The organism is Pseudomonas sp. NCIMB 10586, assembly GCF_023127895.1.
GTDB lineage: Bacteria > Pseudomonadota > Gammaproteobacteria > Pseudomonadales > Pseudomonadaceae > Aquipseudomonas > Aquipseudomonas synxantha_A.
Map to the genome: position 1 here is coordinate 636,485 of NZ_SPKQ01000042.1, position 14,753 is coordinate 651,237.

Genomic DNA, 14,753 nt, shown 5'->3' on the forward strand with positions numbered 1-14,753 from the left:
CCAGGAATCACTCATGGACACCAAACTGCTCGACATCCTCGCTTGCCCGATCTGCAAAGGCCCGCTCAAGCTCAGCGCCGACAAAACCGAGCTGATCAGCAAAGGTGCCGGCCTGGCTTACCCGATACGTGATGGCATCCCGGTGATGCTTGAAAGCGAAGCCCGTACCCTGACCACCGATGAGCGCCTGGATAAATGACCACCGCCTTTACCGTCGTCATTCCCTCGCGCTATGCCTCGACGCGCCTGCCGGGCAAACCGCTGCAAATGATCGGCACCAAGCCGATGATCCAACTGGTGTGGGAACAAGCGTGCAAGAGCAGCGCCGAGCGGGTAGTGGTGGCCACCGATGACCCGCGTATCATCGAGGCGTGCAAAGGGTTCGGTGCCGAAGCCGTCCTGACCCGCGAAGACCATAACTCCGGCACTGATCGTCTGGCCGAGGTGGCGACCAAGCTTGGCCTGGCGCCCGACGCCATCGTGGTCAACGTGCAAGGTGACGAGCCATTGATACCGCCGGGTGTCATCGACCAGGTCGCCGCCAACCTCGCGGCCCATGGCGAGGCGCGTATGGCGACCCTGGCCGAACCGATCGAAGACATCGAGACGCTGTTCAACCCGAACGTGGTGAAAGTGGTCAGCGACATCAACGGCCTGGCACTGACCTTCAGTCGCTCTACCTTGCCGTGGGCGCGGGATGCCTTTGCCAGGAGTCGCGACGTGTTGCCGGAAGGCGTGCCGTATCGCCGCCATATCGGCATCTACGCCTACCGCGCGGGTTTCCTGCATGATTTTGTCAGCTGGGGCCCGTGCTGGCTGGAAAACACCGAATCCCTCGAACAACTGCGTGCCCTGTGGCACGGCGTGCGCATCCATGTGGGCGATGCGTTGGAAGCGCCGCCGGCGGGTGTCGACACTCAGGAAGATCTCGAACGCGTCCGTCGCCTGCTGGGCGCCTGATGGAAGTTCTGTTTGTATGCCTGGGCAATATCTGCCGCTCGCCAACCGCTGAAGGCGTCCTGCGCCATAAATTGCGCGAGGCGGGCTTGGCCGGCCAGATCGAGGTAGCGTCTGCCGGCACCGGTGAATGGCATGTCGGCAACCCGCCGGATCAGCGCAGCCAGCGTGCGGCGCTGGTGCGTGGTTACGACCTGTCGTCCCAGCGTGCCCAGCAGGTTTCCCGCGCCGATTTTGCGCGCTATGACCTGATCCTGGCCATGGATCACAGGAACCTGCGCAACCTCAAGGCCATGCAGCCGGGGCAGGGCAAGGCGGAACTGGATTTGTTCCTGCGCCGCTTTGACGGCGAAGTGGATGAAGTGCCAGACCCTTACTACGAAGGTGAACAAGGTTTCGAGCGGGTCCTGGACCTGATCGAGCGCGCCTGTGATTTATTGGTGATCGAATTGAAGGGGCGGTTATGACCTTGCAAGTGCTTGCGCAGGTATCGCTCAAGCCATTCAACAGCTTTGGCATTGATGTGCGCGCTCAATTATTTGCCGAGGCCCACAGCGATGCCGAGGTTCGCGAAGCCATCGCCTATGCCGCTGCACACGCGGTACCGTTGCTGGTGATCGGTGGCGGCAGCAATTTGCTGTTGACCCAGGATGTCCCGGCGTTGGTGTTGCGCATGGCAACAGAAGGCATTCGCGTGCTGCACGACGATGGCGTGCGCGTGCTGGTCGAAGCCGAAGCGGGCGAAGCCTGGCACCCGTTCGTTTTGTGGACCCTTGAACACGGCTTCTGCGGCCTGGAAAACCTCAGTCTGATCCCCGGCACCGTCGGCGCCGCACCCATGCAGAACATCGGGGCCTATGGCGTGGAGATCAAGGATGTCTTCGCCGGCCTCACCGCCCTGGATCGCCAGACGGGCGAACTGCGGGATTTCAGCCTGGACGAATGCAACTTTGCTTACCGTGACAGCCTGTTCAAGCATGAGGTCGGGCGCTGGTTGATCCTGCGGGTACGCTTTGCCCTCAGCCGCACCAATCACCTGAAACTCGACTACGGCCCGGTGCAACAGCGCCTGACCGCGCAGGGCATCACCCACGCTACACCAAGCGATGTGAGCCGGGCGATTTGCAGCATTCGCCGCGAGAAACTGCCGGACCCGGCAGAGTTGGGCAATGCCGGCAGCTTCTTCAAGAACCCACTGGTGTCCCAGGCCCTCGCTGCCGAACTGCAAAGCCAATACCCGGACTTGGTCGCATACCCTCAGGCCGACGGGCAAATGAAACTCGCCGCCGGCTGGCTGATCGACAAGGCAGGGTGGAAGGGCTTTCGAGACGGCGATGCGGGGGTGCACAAGATGCAGGCGCTGGTGCTGGTCAACTACGGGGCAGCCACAGGGCGCGAGATTGCCAACCTGGCGTTACGTATCCAGCAGGATATCTTCAAGCGTTTCAAGGTTGAGCTGGAGATGGAACCCAACCAGTACTGATCTTTCAGGCCTGGAAATGAAAATGCCCCGTATCTTGCGATACGGGGCATTTTTTATTGCGCTGGTTGATCAGTCGTCGCGGCTCATGATGCCGAAGATCTGCAACAGGCTGATAAACAGGTTGTAGATCGATACATACAGGCTGATGGTGGCCATGATGTAGTTACGCTCACCACCGTGGATGATGGCGCTGGTCTGGAACAGGATGCACACCGAGGAAAACAGCACAAAACCTGCGCTGATCGCCAGTTGCAGGCCGCTGATCTGGAAGAACATGCTGGCCACCACCGCCGCCAGCAACACGAAGAAGCCTGCGGTGATGAAGCCACCCAGGAAGCTCATGTCCTTACGGCTGATCAGCACGTAGGCCGACAGGCCACCAAATACCAGCGCCGTCATGGCAAACGCCGAACTGACCACTTCCGCACCGCCGGCCATGCCGAGGTAACGGTTGAGGATCGGGCCGAGGATAAAGCCCATGAAACCGGTCAAGGCAAACGCCGACACCAGGCCCCAGGCCGAATCGCGCAGCTTGTTGGTCAGGAAGAACAGACCATAGAAGCCGATCAGCACGACAAAGATATTCGGATAACCAACGCGCATCTGTTGGGCCACATACGCCATCACGCCGCTGAATGCGAGCGTCAAGGCGAGCAAGCCGTACGTATTGCGCAACACGCGGCTGACTTCAAGCTGCTCAGCCTGCGCGTTGCCATTCACTGCGTAATTCTGTTCGCGCATGGCGACACTCCTTCAGTTTTGAAACGTTCAGTCGCAAAGATCATAACAGACGCTCTGTAACAAGCGATGCAGAGAGTTTGACAGTGTGTTTCATTCGGGTATTATGGCGCCCGCTGACACGGGATGAGCTACTATAATCCTGTGATGCACAAGGGAAATTGGCAGAGTGGTTGAATGCACCGGTCTTGAAAACCGGCGGACGTTAATAGCGTCTCCAGGGTTCGAATCCCTGGTTTCCCGCCAAGATTTACACAAAAGCCCCGCGAAAGCGGGGCTTTTGCGTTTCTGGGGTTTGAGAATGTTTCTTCTGCTTTTGGCGGGAGTTCCGAAACTTTTAGGTAGGAGTTCCGAAACTTTGCCTATTTGGACGGTTTCGCGGTGGCGCCAATCCTCCTGTAAACCCGCTTTGTGATCTCCTGTTTGCTGTGTCCCAGCAGCAGGCTTGCATCCCCGATATCGATGATTTCCGACGCGGCCTTCGGCCGGATGTCGCGGAACTGAAACCCTCCAATCTTGGCCGCGAGCAGCGGGTCGCCTTGTTCGATGGCGTTCTGCTGGGCTTTTTCCCGAGCCTTGTCCCAGCGCAAGCGCAACATCCCCTTCGTCATTCGCTTTCCATGCCTGTTGATCAACAGGTACTTGGATGAATGACCGACATTCCTTTCGGCAATCTCCCTGACCAATCTCCCCAAGCTGTTTTCCCCGGCTTCTGTACGCATCAGGATTCGAAGCTTTTGGCCGGTCTTGCCCTGCGTCACAAGGAAGTAGTCACCCTCGATATCGTCGCTGCGCATGATCAGCACGTCAGCTGGCCGCTGTCCGGTCAAATAGCCCAGGTCCATCGCTTCTTTGAGTTCTTGTTCGGCAACCGCGTAGACGGCATCCCAAACAGCCGCGTTGGCGTAGTAATCGCGCGGCGCCTCCTTGTTCTTCCTGATGCCCTGGCAAGGGTTCTCCCGCTCCGTCAGCCCCCACTCCCTGGCCATATTGAAAACGTGCGACAGGAGCGCGATCTCGCGGTTGGCACGAACCTTTGCTGAGCGGGCATCACGGTAGCCGGCGATGTTGAACGGCGTAATTGAATCGATGGGCGCCTCATCAAACGTAGGACGAAGCTGTTTCAGTTCGGCCATGTTGTCCTTCTGGGTCCGCTCCCCCTTTTTTGGGATGACGTCGCGCACGTACCGGTCGAAGATGCCCTTCATCGTTGTCAGGTCGGCAGGCTTTTCTTTGGCCTCCAGTTCGGCCCACTTCAGCCGGGCTTTGCTCAGGTCTGTACCAAGCGGAATCTCTTTTCCCGTTGAGTCACGGTAGTAGTATCCGATCCAGACCTTGCCATTTTTCCTTGGGCGCTTACGCCGCACCATTCCTGGCGGCAAGTCCCTGTTTTCCGTGTTCCGGGGGCGCATATCAGTTCACTCTGGAGAAATCAGGCGTCCAAGCCGGACGCGCCGGCGGCGGGTTTGGATCAGCAATTGTGGCGTTGATCATGCCCAGCTTCATGCGGGCGAACATCCGACCAACCAGTGGCCGGCCGCCGCGGCTCTCGACGTACACCCAGTTGCGATCCTTGAGCCATTTGCGCTGATCACATCGGCGCTTGTAACCGGTAAGGTCGGCGAGCTCATCGTCCGACAGTATTTCAGCCTGCATATCTACCTCCCGCCGCCCACAGTGGGCCGCGCTGTCTTAATGATGTGGATGGCCAGGCCGAAGGTGATCAGCAGCCAGGCGCATGTGCCGGCGAAGGCGTAGAGCAGTGCCTCGGTGGTGCCGGTGTCCAGCAGCTCGAGCCCGAGCCAGCCGAACCAGCCGATGGTTCCTACCAGGTACAGAAAAGCGCCCAGCAGTATCAGGGTGAGTTTCATAGCGAACATGGGGTGTCCTTGCCGCGCTGGGCGGCAGAAGGTGGGTTAGGGTTTCTTCATGAAGGTGATCCAGTGCGTTTTCTCGCGCTTGCCGGACTTGTGGCCAAACAGTGGTTGTTCTTCCGTGAGTGCAAGAATCTCGCTGACCCGAATCTGGGTTTCGTTCCACTTGAAGATCAGGAACTGGCCAGGCCGCAGCACACGGAAGCACTCTGCGAAGCCTTTGCGCAGATCGTCGCGCCAGTCGTCGGTCAGGATTCCGTACTTCAACCGCAGCCAACTCTCCCGGCCTGCGCGCACCAGGTGCGGTGGATCGAACACCACCATGTTGAAGCTGGCGTCGGGGAAGGGCAGGTGCCGGAAATCCATGATTACGTCCGGTTCTACCTTCAGCACCCGGCCATCGCACAGGACATGCTCTTCATCGCGGATGTCACCGAACAGGGCGCGCTGATCGCCCTTGTCGAACCACATCATGCGGCTGGCGCTGCAGGGATCGAGGACTTGAGCGTTCATGGCCTCTGCCCCTTGTAGATGAAGACGTAGGCGAACCAGAGGGGGGCGATCATGGCGTCACCCGCTTGAACTCGACCACCCAGACCCACGGGTTGGCGTCCCAGTCGCCGCCGGTGGAGTTCCACAGATTGGCGAACGCCCAGCGCGGACTCCCGAGGCATTCCTCATGGCTGGTGGTTTTGTCCCAGGCCCAGCCGGTGCGCTGCTGGTGGCCGGCCTGCGCCGGACAGATGCCGACGTCTTTCCAGCCAGTGCCTCTGTGGCCGCACTGCTGGCCGTAGTCGGTGAAGAAGCAGCCCTCGGCCTTGGCTTGGTCTTCGCTGATGTCCTGCAACCGCTCGACGCGCACGTCGGTGATCTCCAGCAGGATGCGGCTGGCCCAGCGCGGCATATGGATGGACGGGGTCCACCGACAGACTGTTTCGTCTTTCGCGTAATCGAAGAATTCAGCGGTGCCGCCGCTTGCTCGGTACTGGCAATGCTCAGGCTTGCGAAAAGAGTCCCAGCCGCTCATTTCCACCAGGTGCATCTGGTCTTCATCTACCAGTGGCCCAGCCCAGGTCTCGCGCACCCACAGCCGGTCGCCGGGCTGTCCGAACGGGCAAAAGTCGTTGTAGTAATCAACGCTGTTCGGGTGCAATGGGCCTTCTGTTGGAAGTTCGTGGCACTCGCCGAGCCGAACACCGTAGCCGATATTCTTCAGCGCCTGGGCGTTCAAGGCCCGCCGCGTGACCGTCTTCCGGCCTTCCAGGATTGCGCGCACCATCGGCGCCGAGAACAGGATGGGGCGTTCTTTGATTTCGTTCACGGGTTCACCTTTTCGAAGTAGAACACCACCGGCGTACCGGTCTCGGCGATCAGGCCGTATGACTTGGCCAGGCGGTAGATGGGGTGGTAGCTGTTGAGTGAGTTAATGTGCCCGGCGATCCAGACCCGCCAGCCCTCCAGCGTCTGCCGGCCCTTGCTGATGTTGCAAGGCGCACAGGCCGGCATCATGTTGGCGAGGTTATGATTCTCGGCCTGCTCGGCCACGCGCTCATCACTGACCCTGATCACCGGCTCTCGGTGATCGGCGTGCCACCGATCACCCAGCAGCACACCGCAGTAGGCGCAGTGCCCGCCGTATTTCAAGCGCACTTGCTCGCGCTCAGCTTTCTTCAGGCGCATGGCTTCACCTGCTGTTCGAGAATTTGATTTCTAAGTGTTATCGCGGCAAGGGCGGCAGTTTCCGCTTCCATGTGATAGCCGCCGTGGTGGATTTTCTTGTTAACCCTAACCTGTACAAACCATTTGCCTTTTCTGCCATCCCAGTAAACGTGTCGAAAACCGCTCGCACTCCTGCTTGCTCGGGTTCTGCCTGACTCAATTCGATATGCCTGGTTTTCTGTATGTGTGACGAGTCGCAAGTTGCACCAACGGTTGTCGTCTCGAACGCCATTGATATGGTCGACCCGCATGTCTGCTGGCGGGTAATTCCCCGTCATGTACAGCCAGGCCAGTCGATGAGCCTGATGCTTTACCTCGTCGACGGATATTTTCACGTAACCATCTTTATCGAACTGACCAACCTTTGGCCGGCGGCGGCCGAGGTGTGTGAATTTCCTGGTGTCTGGGTCGTAAACAACTTTCTCCAGAAGGCGGGCATGGGTAAGCATTCGCGTTTTCATGAGCGAGCGCGTCCTTTGCCGCTATAGCGGCTGACTTTGAAGGGGGAGGGTTTACAGGTTTTTCGGGTGGAGTACGGATTTACTCCTGTCGGGATTTGGCGGCACGCTTGCGGAACTCGTAAACCATGCTGCGCAGATCTACCAGTGACTCCTGCAGGTCGCCGCGGGTTGAGTCGATATTTTCGAGCAACTCACCTTCACCATCGTCGCCGCCCTCATCGACGGCCAGAAGAGCCAGGCCGTATGCCTGGAACTTCGCCAGCACCCCGTCGGCTGATTTGGCCATGTACTCGGCGTGCTCAATGGCATAGGCCTCTGGTGACCGGTCGGTATGGGCGGCTGAATTCTCAGCATTCACGCGCTCGATGTAAGCAGGCAGCAGTGTCGGCGGGAATGTGTCCTCCCAGGGCTTAACGTTGCGCTTTGCCGACTCCTGGAGCTGGGCGACGTGGCCTACCAGTTCACGCACCAGGCCGGGCCAGTCCGTCACGTCATAGAACTTGCATAGCACTGGGTCGGGCTTTGGACTGGTAGCGATCTCGTCGCGCAGTTCGCTGATCGCCTCCTGCGCCTGGTCAACGACCTTTTGCGCCTCGTGCACATCGACCCAGTTCCCCATGGCCTGGTCTTCAAACTTCTGCACCGACTTGCCTGATGGTGAAAGGAGGAAGGCATAGCGCGGGAGCGCATTCAGCTTGTCCCAGAACTCAAACCCTTCACGCGTTTGTGTGTTACGCATTGTGCAATCTCCAGATCAATTGTCTGTGCCTGTGTAGGTGCGCCAAGGCACCTTCACGCCGTTGACCAGAAAGCCCCAGTCTCCACGCCACTTGCTGGTGATGAAGAGGGTGTAGACGCCGCCTGGCGATAGCTCGTCGATCCTGTGGTACTCGCCGTGGTTGAGCCGGGCGGTGTCGCCGGCGTGGCGGTCGATGTATTCGGTTGCCTGGGCGCCGGCGGGCACATTCAGGCCGGACAGCACCGGGTCATCGTGGTCGAGCAAGCGCTGCTCGGTATACCAGCCGCGCAGAATGATCGTTCTTGCGTTCCAGGGGTGGTCATGCAGGTCCTGGTCTTGGTCGTGCCGCATGATGTGGTGCACGCGAAACGACCACGGGCACCACCACAGTGCCGGCTTGTGCGACTCGCGGGAGTAGGGGTTGAACAACCACCAGCGACCCATGTACATCTCGGCGCGGTCGGCGGACATAATGTGCTGGTACGGGGTGCGCTGGGCGCGATTGATTAGCCAGGCGGCAACCGCCGGGCGCGCAAGCAACTTGGCGACCATGCGCCAGAACATGTTGTTCATTGTGGATCCTTGGGTATAGTTCGCTGAAACCTGAAGGAAGGAGTTGATAAATGCTGAATTACATTCAGTACCGAATGGATCTGCATAAACACGCTAGGTATTCGCTGAAGCATCAGCTAAGCCAGCCGCCGAACAGCGAGGAGGCGTACGAGCGGGGTGATCTGGAGGAGTATCATCGCGAATCGGATAGGCTGTATGAGTGGAGGCTGCTGATACTTACGGGCTATCTTCGTTCTGTTGCCGATGACCTGATAGTTCCGATGCCAGCGCTTGATGATAAATCCATGTATCAGCAAGTTGATTGGAATGACGATCCGAGGGAACCGAAGTACTTAACTCCAGAAGGTATTCGGTTTGTTCGTGCGGCCATAAGAGAGGAGCAGAAACACCGGCGCGAAGTGTGGAGTTTCAGGCTGGCTGGAGTTACCGGTCTTGGAGGCACAGTTATTGGGGTGCTCTCGATGATGAAGGTCTTCGGTTAATCGCCGCAGAAGCAGTCGATATCTTCGGAGTAGCCAAACGCATCCATCTGGCCTTTGTAGTTTTCGGCGTACCACGCAAGATGCGAGTACTTCGGGCGGTCCATGCGGAAAACCTGGTTGAATTTTTCCTCCAGGCCGGACCAGAAGATCACCCGCTCCGGCTCGGCCTGGATGGCCTTGAACAGCTTGTCTTCGCCCTTTTTCCAGCACAAGTCGCAGTTGCCCAGATCTGAATCCATGCCTAGGTCAAAGTCTTGCGCCTGCCAGAAGGCCGCCACGTCCTCCTTCATGATGCCTGCGGTGTAGGATGGGCAGACGCTGTCCCAGCGGGCACCGCCCTTTGCGTTAGCTGCCATCATGCGGTGGTAGCGACCAGGTTCATCCTTTCGAATGCCAATCACGCAATCCCATTCGTCGTAACCCAGCGAGCGCATGTGCTTCTCGCCGATCTTGATTTTCAAGTAAGCGGTACACGCGTTGTTAGAGAAGTTGGGAAGCCACATCGGAAGCCCTTTTTCCTGCGCTCGGTACTCGGCGAAGTAGTCCAGCATCATGGCGAAGGGCTCGCCGTTGCGGCTTGCGGTTGCGAAGTCCACCAACTTGTACCAGGGGGCGTCATCCGGCTGCCCGTATACTCGGCACCACTCCATCCAGGTAACGCGCACATCCCAGCGCTTGGCCATCTGGTCGATGAAGACCAGCGTTTCCTCGCGCTCTTTACCGGTGTTCTGGAAGCACAGATGTACATCTTGCGGGAGCACACCACTGTGGGCTTCGAGGATCTTGTAGACCATGTGCCCGCTGGTGCGACCACCACTGATGCCGATCTGTGCCGGGCCGGTGATCAGGTAAGGATTCATAATTGCTCCAGGCGCGCGCCTGCCTCGCCGGCTGGCGCTGTTCAGTGATATGGGGTATTACGGGTGACCGGCATGGAGCCGGTTTTCTTTGGGAATAGGAAGTTCTTTGGCGCATGCTAAAGTGCCACCACTTACCAACGGGAGTTTAGAGATGGTCCAGATAGTTGAAGTCATCGCGGAGTTCAAAGCTGACGGATTCATCAACGTGGGACGTGGAACTCGTGCGCGAGTGGTTCGCGTTGATGGTGCGGAGCAATACGGAATCGAAGTTGATGATGTGGTGAGGGGAGTAGCTATACCATCTGGCCTTTTCGATACCGCTGAAGATGCCAAGGCGGCGTTATTTCAATTCTGGGATGAGTGCAACGAAGCACTTCAAAATAATCCTTCATGGATGCAAGTTCGGTAGCAAAACGGCTCTGCTCGATTGCGCCGCCCTTGCCGGGAGGCGCTATCGTTGAACAGGGAAGGCGCTGGTGTTTAGCGCAGGAGGGTCAGGGGCGATTGTCCGCGCCGCAATTCAGACAGTTGCGTTCAAAGCGTTGCGCGTCACTGATAAACCGGCCGCAGCCGTCACAATTGAACATCATCGGTCTGGACTTCTTCGGCTTGGGCAACTTGATGCCGATGCCGCGCAGGGCTTCTTTGATGCTCACGTCATCGCGCTCGACCAACCGGCGGCTACGCGCGTCGATGTAGGGCTTGGGCCAGGCCACTCCACCTGATTGACCGAGCTTACCGATCCAGGTCACGGTGTGAGCTCTCGGCACCACCACAGCCTTGGAAAGGTCGCTTGTGAACACGCCATCTTCGCAAAGCCAAACCAGGTTGTTGCCGTTCCAGCACTGCGGCTTCTGGATGTAGAACTCGGCTGCGTCGGGATGCTGGTCCAGCGCCTCGCTCAAGGTGACATTCTGGCAATCGACACCGATTCGCGCCCTGGCGTCGACATAGGCCTTGGGCCAGGGGATGTCGGTGTCGCGGTGATCGCAAGCGCCGTCCCGGGTGAATACCTGGGCCTTGGCCAGATCGGTGACATATCCGGAGCCGCCAAAGCCCCAGAACGACAACCCGTCGCCGACGCAGGCATGGTTGCGGCTGTCTTGCAGGTAGAACTGATCGTCCATGAATTATCTCCAGTCAGGCTCCGCCTCTTCCATTACCGGATACGGGGGCGGATGTGAATAGTAGATTTTGTATGGTGGCTATGCGACATTGCTTAGCTTGGCGAATGTCGCATGGAGCTGGAAATGAAAGTCTTCGTAAGCTGGTCTGGTCAGCGTAGCAAAGTAGTCGCAGAGCTGATCAGTGATTGGATAAAGTGCGTATTGCAGGCTTCTCAGCCCTGGATTTCTACACGGGACATTGACAAAGGCGCCATCTGGTTTTCTGAAATATCAGATCAGTTAAAGGATACCGCAGCCGGCATAGTTTGCTTAACACAAGAGAACAAAAATAAGCCTTGGATATTGTTCGAAACAGGGGCTCTTGCAAAAGGGCTAAGCACAAATAGAGTTTGCACTTTCTTGATAGATTTGCAGAGTAGTGAAATTGAGGATCCTTTAGCTCAGTTCAATCACACATTTCCAGAGCGAACTTCCATGTGGGGGCTGACTTGTTCCCTAAATTCATGCCTTGATCAAAATAGACTTGATGAAAGAATTCTACGTCAGGTGTTTGATACATACTGGCCTCAGTTTGATCAAAAATTCAAAGACGCTATTAAAAATACTCCTCAAGCGGAGAATGTAGAGCCAAGATCAGAGCAAAGTATACTTGCCGAAATATTATCCAATACACGATCGTTATCAAGCCGCGTCAGGGAGCTTGAGCATAGGCAGCCGGTCGTTGCAGATAAGTGGCCTAGCTTCACAAGTAGCTTTAAAACTGGAGAGGAGTTCATAGTTGAACTCGCGAATAATGAAAGTATACCCATCCAAGATATTTTGCGAAAGGCGGAAGAACTAGGGGTGGAGCGAGGTGTGGTTGAAGATATACTTTCTAAGTATAGGATGGTTATTTTTACTAAACAAACAAGGTCCCGCAAGTCATCCGGGAAAGACGACTAAGTCAATTGATTTAATTGGCGTTAACCTCTTGTGGCGACCGCTGTAGTAACTCGTGCACTATCCAGCGTGATGTCCGAATGGCGATAAGGGGTCAGGTTCGACCTAGGCCTGCATCGCCGCCGGCGTGGTGGCAATTTGGTTTAAGGTATAATTGGTGACCGGCATGGAGCCGGATCAAGGAGAATTTATGAAACCGCTAGTGGATCGCCCATGGACCAACATCCTCACCATCGAAAGCGGAAAAGGAAAAGGCAAGGAGGTGATGGCGCAGCCAACCTGGGGCGCAGACAACGACCCCATACCTGTCTCGGTTTATGTGACCGTGAATGACGATGGCGACAGAGTTATCGGCACGATCAATGGGCCTTTCGAAAGCGTCGAGCACGCTGAAAGGCTGGCACTTGAGAAAGCATCAGCTTGGTATGAGCGCGGTAACGGCTAATATGCATTAGGCTGCTTGTCGCTGCCCCAGGACTGTCTGCCGTGCCGCTTCAAACTCGCTGCCGAGGATCTCGGCGGCGCCCTCTATCTGCTCGACGCCATCCTCTAGGCGAATGCCAAGATTCAGATATACCGCTCCATCCAACTCGAAGAAAACGCCACCTCCTAGCCACAGTGCGCCAGGGTTAAGGCCCATCGCTTCCCAAGCCTCGTCCTGATCAATGCTCGTCGGGCAGTGCTCCTTCCATAGCGCGCTCAAGCGCTCATGCTCGACGACCTGCGCAGCGCGATCTTCCTTGGAAGTGCCTTTGGCTAGTTTGGCGCTGGAGCGGAGAGCGCGGTAGCCGTACTGGTCCGGCCGGCACCAGTGCACATCCAGGTCACGGCTTGCACTGAGCTTCACGCCGCCGACATAGCTGCGGCTGCCAGACCGCATCGGGGATGGCGAGCCTCCAAACATCTGACCAAGATTGTCGCGCTGGGCGTCCCACTCTTTGCGCTTGGCATCCCAGGCGATAACAGCTGCAACCACGGCAGGGGCGGTCGTCTTGTACATGTAGTTGCTCATGGATTATCTCCAGTCAGGCGCCACCCTCCGGCGTCCGGTGGTGGCAATTTGGTTTGGTATGAGAGAGCATCGCGATTTATCGAGAAGCTATGTATGAATCTGTGCTTAACGTTTACGGAAGTGCAATGGGGCCTGACTAAGGATGTCGCGGCCGCTGTGGGCTCTTTAGCCAGCCTTGGTGCCGTCGCGGCAGCGATTGTTTTCGGGATTCTCGGTCTCAAAACGTGGAGGCGACAGCTGCAAGGAACGACTAGCCACGAGCTTTCTCGAAAATTGCTGGTTGCGATTTATACGTTCGAAGCGACGCTGAACGCGGCTCGAGATATCGGTTTGAGCCTTGATGAACTAGACGATGAAGATATCTCCAAGATAACTAAATTAACGGGAGATACACGCCGCTTTGCTTTTACCTATTCTATCTATCGAGCTAGATTGAAATCGATTGAATCATCCTTAGTACTAGTTCGCGCCCATCTTTTTGAAGCTCGTGCGCTTTGGGGGGCGGAGCTTGAGGCTCTAGTCGGTGAGCTGATGAAGATGAAGGACGAGTGGTGGACTGTTGCTAGGCGATATTCATCGGCAATGAACCCCGAGGAGGACTCTGAAACTAGAGAGCGCTATGCCAAGGCTTGGATACAGCATAAGGGTGTCCTGTACGAAGGGGACCAAGACAACGAATATTGGCAGAGATTCCAGGGGCACCTATTTAACATTGAGGCATACCTACGCACAAAACTGTAGTAGTGCGGACTACTTGACTATTTTGCTAGAAACGATAATTACCGATGACCGGCATGGAATCGGATACTGAGGATTAAGAATGTCTGGAAGCGTTATCGGAGAAACAAAGCTTTTCACCTACACGTTTCTCCACGTGGGTGCTAGAGCGGCCCTTACTACCGCCGAAAGTGAGGAGGAGGGCCGGACTTATCACCTGCTGAATGCACTGATACTTTCAAGCTTTTTGATCGAGGCGTACCTCAACCATTTAGGTACCCTGCGAGGATATCCTCAATGGAACGACAAGAAAGATCGGACGTCCGTCTGGAGCAAATACAAGCTTCTTAGGGTGAAGGTTGGCCTACAAGATTCCAGTATTGACGAGTCGTACCCTGAGGTCGCAGCCGCAATAAATTTTCGGAATGAGATGGCTCACGGCAGAACCGAAACCTTCAGCTTTTCAGTGGACACTGACGAAATGATATGGCCGCATCAACAGCAGTTTCCGGTCGGATGGCAGGTTAGCTTAACCACGGCTAATGTCCGTGCATGTTTTGATGCTTGTCGGAAAATGATTTATGAATTACACAATGAAGCGGGACTAGGAACTCACCCATTCAGTAAAATGTCATCGAGCCAGATGAGGTTCACTGCTGGCATTTAGCGGCAGTTCCGCCATACATATCCGGATGCCTAGAGTGATGTGCATTACACGGGCTCGATAATTTCGTCGCCCGGGTCTTTCTGTATGGCAAGAAGGCTTTTACTGCGGAATTCCCGCGCCACGTTTTGCGATATCACAATTTCGTGGCGCGGCGGAATCAGTAGAGGCTGACACTTCGCAGAACCCATCGCGTGCAGGTGATGAATCATCAGCGTCATCGCCTCGCCCTGCTCAGTAATTCCTGACCACTCCATTAGGTCGGCCAGTGCCTGTCGGGTGCCGGGGCGAACCCTGAGCCTCAACTCCTCTTCGGCAAGTGCCACGCGCTTCCTGGCGGTTTTCGCCGAGCGCTCCTGCACAGTCTTGGCCATGGCCTACCTCTTCAATTCCGCTGGCCGGCAGTGC

The 14,753-nt window shown here is 56.8% G+C and carries 24 protein-coding genes and 1 tRNA gene; 11 read left to right on the plus strand and 14 right to left on the minus strand.

What is annotated here, in order from left to right:
• Positions 1–13 precede the first annotated feature (13 nt).
• The 4 genes from E4P01_RS18225 to murB are packed head-to-tail and all read left to right on the plus strand — an operon-like array spanning position 14 to position 2,440.
• A complete protein-coding gene (locus E4P01_RS18225) occupies positions 14–199 on the plus strand; it encodes a Trm112 family protein (protein ID WP_003174668.1) in 186 nt (61 codons plus the stop codon).
• A complete protein-coding gene (gene kdsB / locus E4P01_RS18230; protein WP_032880648.1) occupies positions 196–960 on the plus strand; it encodes a 3-deoxy-manno-octulosonate cytidylyltransferase in 765 nt (254 codons plus the stop codon). The genes E4P01_RS18225 and kdsB overlap by 4 nt, the downstream gene beginning before the upstream one ends.
• On the plus strand, positions 960–1,424 hold the full coding sequence (locus E4P01_RS18235) for a low molecular weight protein-tyrosine-phosphatase (protein WP_216091693.1): 465 nt from the start codon (positions 960–962) through the stop codon (positions 1,422–1,424). The genes kdsB and E4P01_RS18235 overlap by 1 nt, the downstream gene beginning before the upstream one ends.
• Positions 1,421–2,440, plus strand: a complete 1,020-nt coding sequence (gene murB, locus E4P01_RS18240) for a UDP-N-acetylmuramate dehydrogenase (protein ID WP_078821647.1) — start codon at positions 1,421–1,423, stop codon at positions 2,438–2,440. Before E4P01_RS18235 ends, murB begins: the two co-directional genes overlap by 4 nt.
• Before the next feature lie 69 nt (positions 2,441–2,509).
• Here murB and E4P01_RS18245 read toward each other — a convergent pair whose 3' ends face one another.
• Positions 2,510–3,181, minus strand: a complete 672-nt coding sequence (locus E4P01_RS18245) for a Bax inhibitor-1/YccA family protein (protein WP_003192030.1) — start codon at positions 3,179–3,181, stop codon at positions 2,510–2,512.
• 152 nt (positions 3,182–3,333) lie between these two features.
• Between E4P01_RS18245 and E4P01_RS18250 the strand changes: the two genes are divergently transcribed.
• Positions 3,334–3,424: transfer RNA gene (locus E4P01_RS18250), tRNA-Ser, on the plus strand.
• A 116-nt stretch (positions 3,425–3,540) separates the two neighbouring features.
• On the opposite strand, the gene E4P01_RS18255 is transcribed toward E4P01_RS18250, so the two are convergent.
• The 9 genes from E4P01_RS18255 to E4P01_RS18295 form a co-directional block, all read right to left on the minus strand.
• Positions 3,541–4,590 carry a tyrosine-type recombinase/integrase gene (locus tag E4P01_RS18255; protein ID WP_216091692.1) on the minus strand — a complete coding sequence of 350 codons (1,050 nt, stop codon included), beginning with the start codon at positions 4,588–4,590 and terminating at the stop codon, positions 3,541–3,543.
• Position 4,591: 1 nt separating this feature from the next.
• Complete coding sequence (locus E4P01_RS18260; RefSeq protein ID WP_216091691.1) at positions 4,592–4,834, minus strand: DUF4224 domain-containing protein; 243 nt, start codon at positions 4,832–4,834, stop codon at positions 4,592–4,594.
• A 2-nt stretch (positions 4,835–4,836) separates the two neighbouring features.
• Positions 4,837–5,058 carry a hypothetical protein gene (locus tag E4P01_RS18265; RefSeq protein ID WP_216091690.1) on the minus strand — a complete coding sequence of 74 codons (222 nt, stop codon included), beginning with the start codon at positions 5,056–5,058 and terminating at the stop codon, positions 4,837–4,839.
• Between the two features lie 36 nt (positions 5,059–5,094).
• On the minus strand, positions 5,095–5,565 hold the full coding sequence (locus E4P01_RS18270; protein ID WP_216091689.1) for a class I SAM-dependent methyltransferase: 471 nt from the start codon (positions 5,563–5,565) through the stop codon (positions 5,095–5,097).
• 49 nt (positions 5,566–5,614) lie between these two features.
• Positions 5,615–6,373: a hypothetical protein gene (locus E4P01_RS18275; protein ID WP_348983569.1), complete on the minus strand. Its 759-nt coding sequence runs from the start codon at positions 6,371–6,373 to the stop codon at positions 5,615–5,617.
• On the minus strand, positions 6,370–6,732 hold the full coding sequence (locus E4P01_RS18280; RefSeq protein ID WP_216091688.1) for an HNH endonuclease: 363 nt from the start codon (positions 6,730–6,732) through the stop codon (positions 6,370–6,372). The genes E4P01_RS18275 and E4P01_RS18280 overlap by 4 nt, the downstream gene beginning before the upstream one ends.
• On the minus strand, positions 6,723–7,232 hold the full coding sequence (locus tag E4P01_RS18285) for an HNH endonuclease (RefSeq protein WP_216091687.1): 510 nt from the start codon (positions 7,230–7,232) through the stop codon (positions 6,723–6,725). Before E4P01_RS18285 ends, E4P01_RS18280 begins: the two co-directional genes overlap by 10 nt.
• Positions 7,233–7,311: 79 nt before the next feature.
• Positions 7,312–7,971 (minus strand): hypothetical protein, encoded by a 660-nt coding sequence (locus tag E4P01_RS18290; RefSeq protein WP_248130103.1) that lies wholly within the window; start codon positions 7,969–7,971, stop codon positions 7,312–7,314.
• Between the two features lie 15 nt (positions 7,972–7,986).
• A complete protein-coding gene (locus E4P01_RS18295; RefSeq protein WP_216091686.1) occupies positions 7,987–8,544 on the minus strand; it encodes a hypothetical protein in 558 nt (185 codons plus the stop codon).
• A gap of 50 nt (positions 8,545–8,594) precedes the next feature.
• Here E4P01_RS18295 and E4P01_RS18300 point away from each other — a divergent pair, with 50 nt between their 5' ends.
• Positions 8,595–9,026 carry a hypothetical protein gene (locus E4P01_RS18300; RefSeq protein ID WP_216091685.1) on the plus strand — a complete coding sequence of 144 codons (432 nt, stop codon included), beginning with the start codon at positions 8,595–8,597 and terminating at the stop codon, positions 9,024–9,026.
• On the opposite strand, the gene E4P01_RS18305 is transcribed toward E4P01_RS18300, so the two are convergent.
• The gene (locus tag E4P01_RS18305; protein WP_216091684.1) at positions 9,023–9,886 is read right to left on the minus strand and encodes a hypothetical protein; all 864 of its coding nucleotides are present in this window, start codon (positions 9,884–9,886) and stop codon (positions 9,023–9,025) included. The genes E4P01_RS18300 and E4P01_RS18305 overlap by 4 nt on opposite strands.
• A 151-nt stretch (positions 9,887–10,037) precedes the next feature.
• Here E4P01_RS18305 and E4P01_RS18310 point away from each other — a divergent pair, with 151 nt between their 5' ends.
• Positions 10,038–10,295 (plus strand): hypothetical protein, encoded by a 258-nt coding sequence (locus E4P01_RS18310; protein WP_216091683.1) that lies wholly within the window; start codon positions 10,038–10,040, stop codon positions 10,293–10,295.
• Between the two features lie 85 nt (positions 10,296–10,380).
• On the opposite strand, the gene E4P01_RS18315 is transcribed toward E4P01_RS18310, so the two are convergent.
• On the minus strand, positions 10,381–11,013 hold the full coding sequence (locus tag E4P01_RS18315; protein WP_216091682.1) for a hypothetical protein: 633 nt from the start codon (positions 11,011–11,013) through the stop codon (positions 10,381–10,383).
• A gap of 123 nt (positions 11,014–11,136) precedes the next feature.
• On the opposite strand from E4P01_RS18315, the gene E4P01_RS18320 reads away from it, so the two are divergent.
• Entirely contained in the window at positions 11,137–11,955 is an 819-nt protein-coding gene (locus tag E4P01_RS18320) for a TIR domain-containing protein (protein WP_216091681.1), read from the plus strand.
• Positions 11,956–12,142: 187 nt separating this feature from the next.
• Positions 12,143–12,397 carry a hypothetical protein gene (locus E4P01_RS18325; RefSeq protein ID WP_216091680.1) on the plus strand — a complete coding sequence of 85 codons (255 nt, stop codon included), beginning with the start codon at positions 12,143–12,145 and terminating at the stop codon, positions 12,395–12,397.
• A gap of 6 nt (positions 12,398–12,403) precedes the next feature.
• Here the strand turns inward: E4P01_RS18325 and E4P01_RS18330 are convergent, their stop codons facing one another.
• Positions 12,404–12,964: a hypothetical protein gene (locus tag E4P01_RS18330; RefSeq protein ID WP_216091679.1), complete on the minus strand. Its 561-nt coding sequence runs from the start codon at positions 12,962–12,964 to the stop codon at positions 12,404–12,406.
• Positions 12,965–13,057: 93 nt separating this feature from the next.
• Here E4P01_RS18330 and E4P01_RS18335 point away from each other — a divergent pair, with 93 nt between their 5' ends.
• Positions 13,058–13,705: a hypothetical protein gene (locus E4P01_RS18335; RefSeq protein WP_216091678.1), complete on the plus strand. Its 648-nt coding sequence runs from the start codon at positions 13,058–13,060 to the stop codon at positions 13,703–13,705.
• Between the two features lie 79 nt (positions 13,706–13,784).
• Positions 13,785–14,348: a hypothetical protein gene (locus tag E4P01_RS18340; RefSeq protein WP_216091677.1), complete on the plus strand. Its 564-nt coding sequence runs from the start codon at positions 13,785–13,787 to the stop codon at positions 14,346–14,348.
• Positions 14,349–14,392: 44 nt separating this feature from the next.
• On the opposite strand, the gene E4P01_RS18345 is transcribed toward E4P01_RS18340, so the two are convergent.
• Positions 14,393–14,719: a hypothetical protein gene (locus E4P01_RS18345; protein WP_216091676.1), complete on the minus strand. Its 327-nt coding sequence runs from the start codon at positions 14,717–14,719 to the stop codon at positions 14,393–14,395.
• Positions 14,720–14,753: the final 34 nt, after the last annotated feature.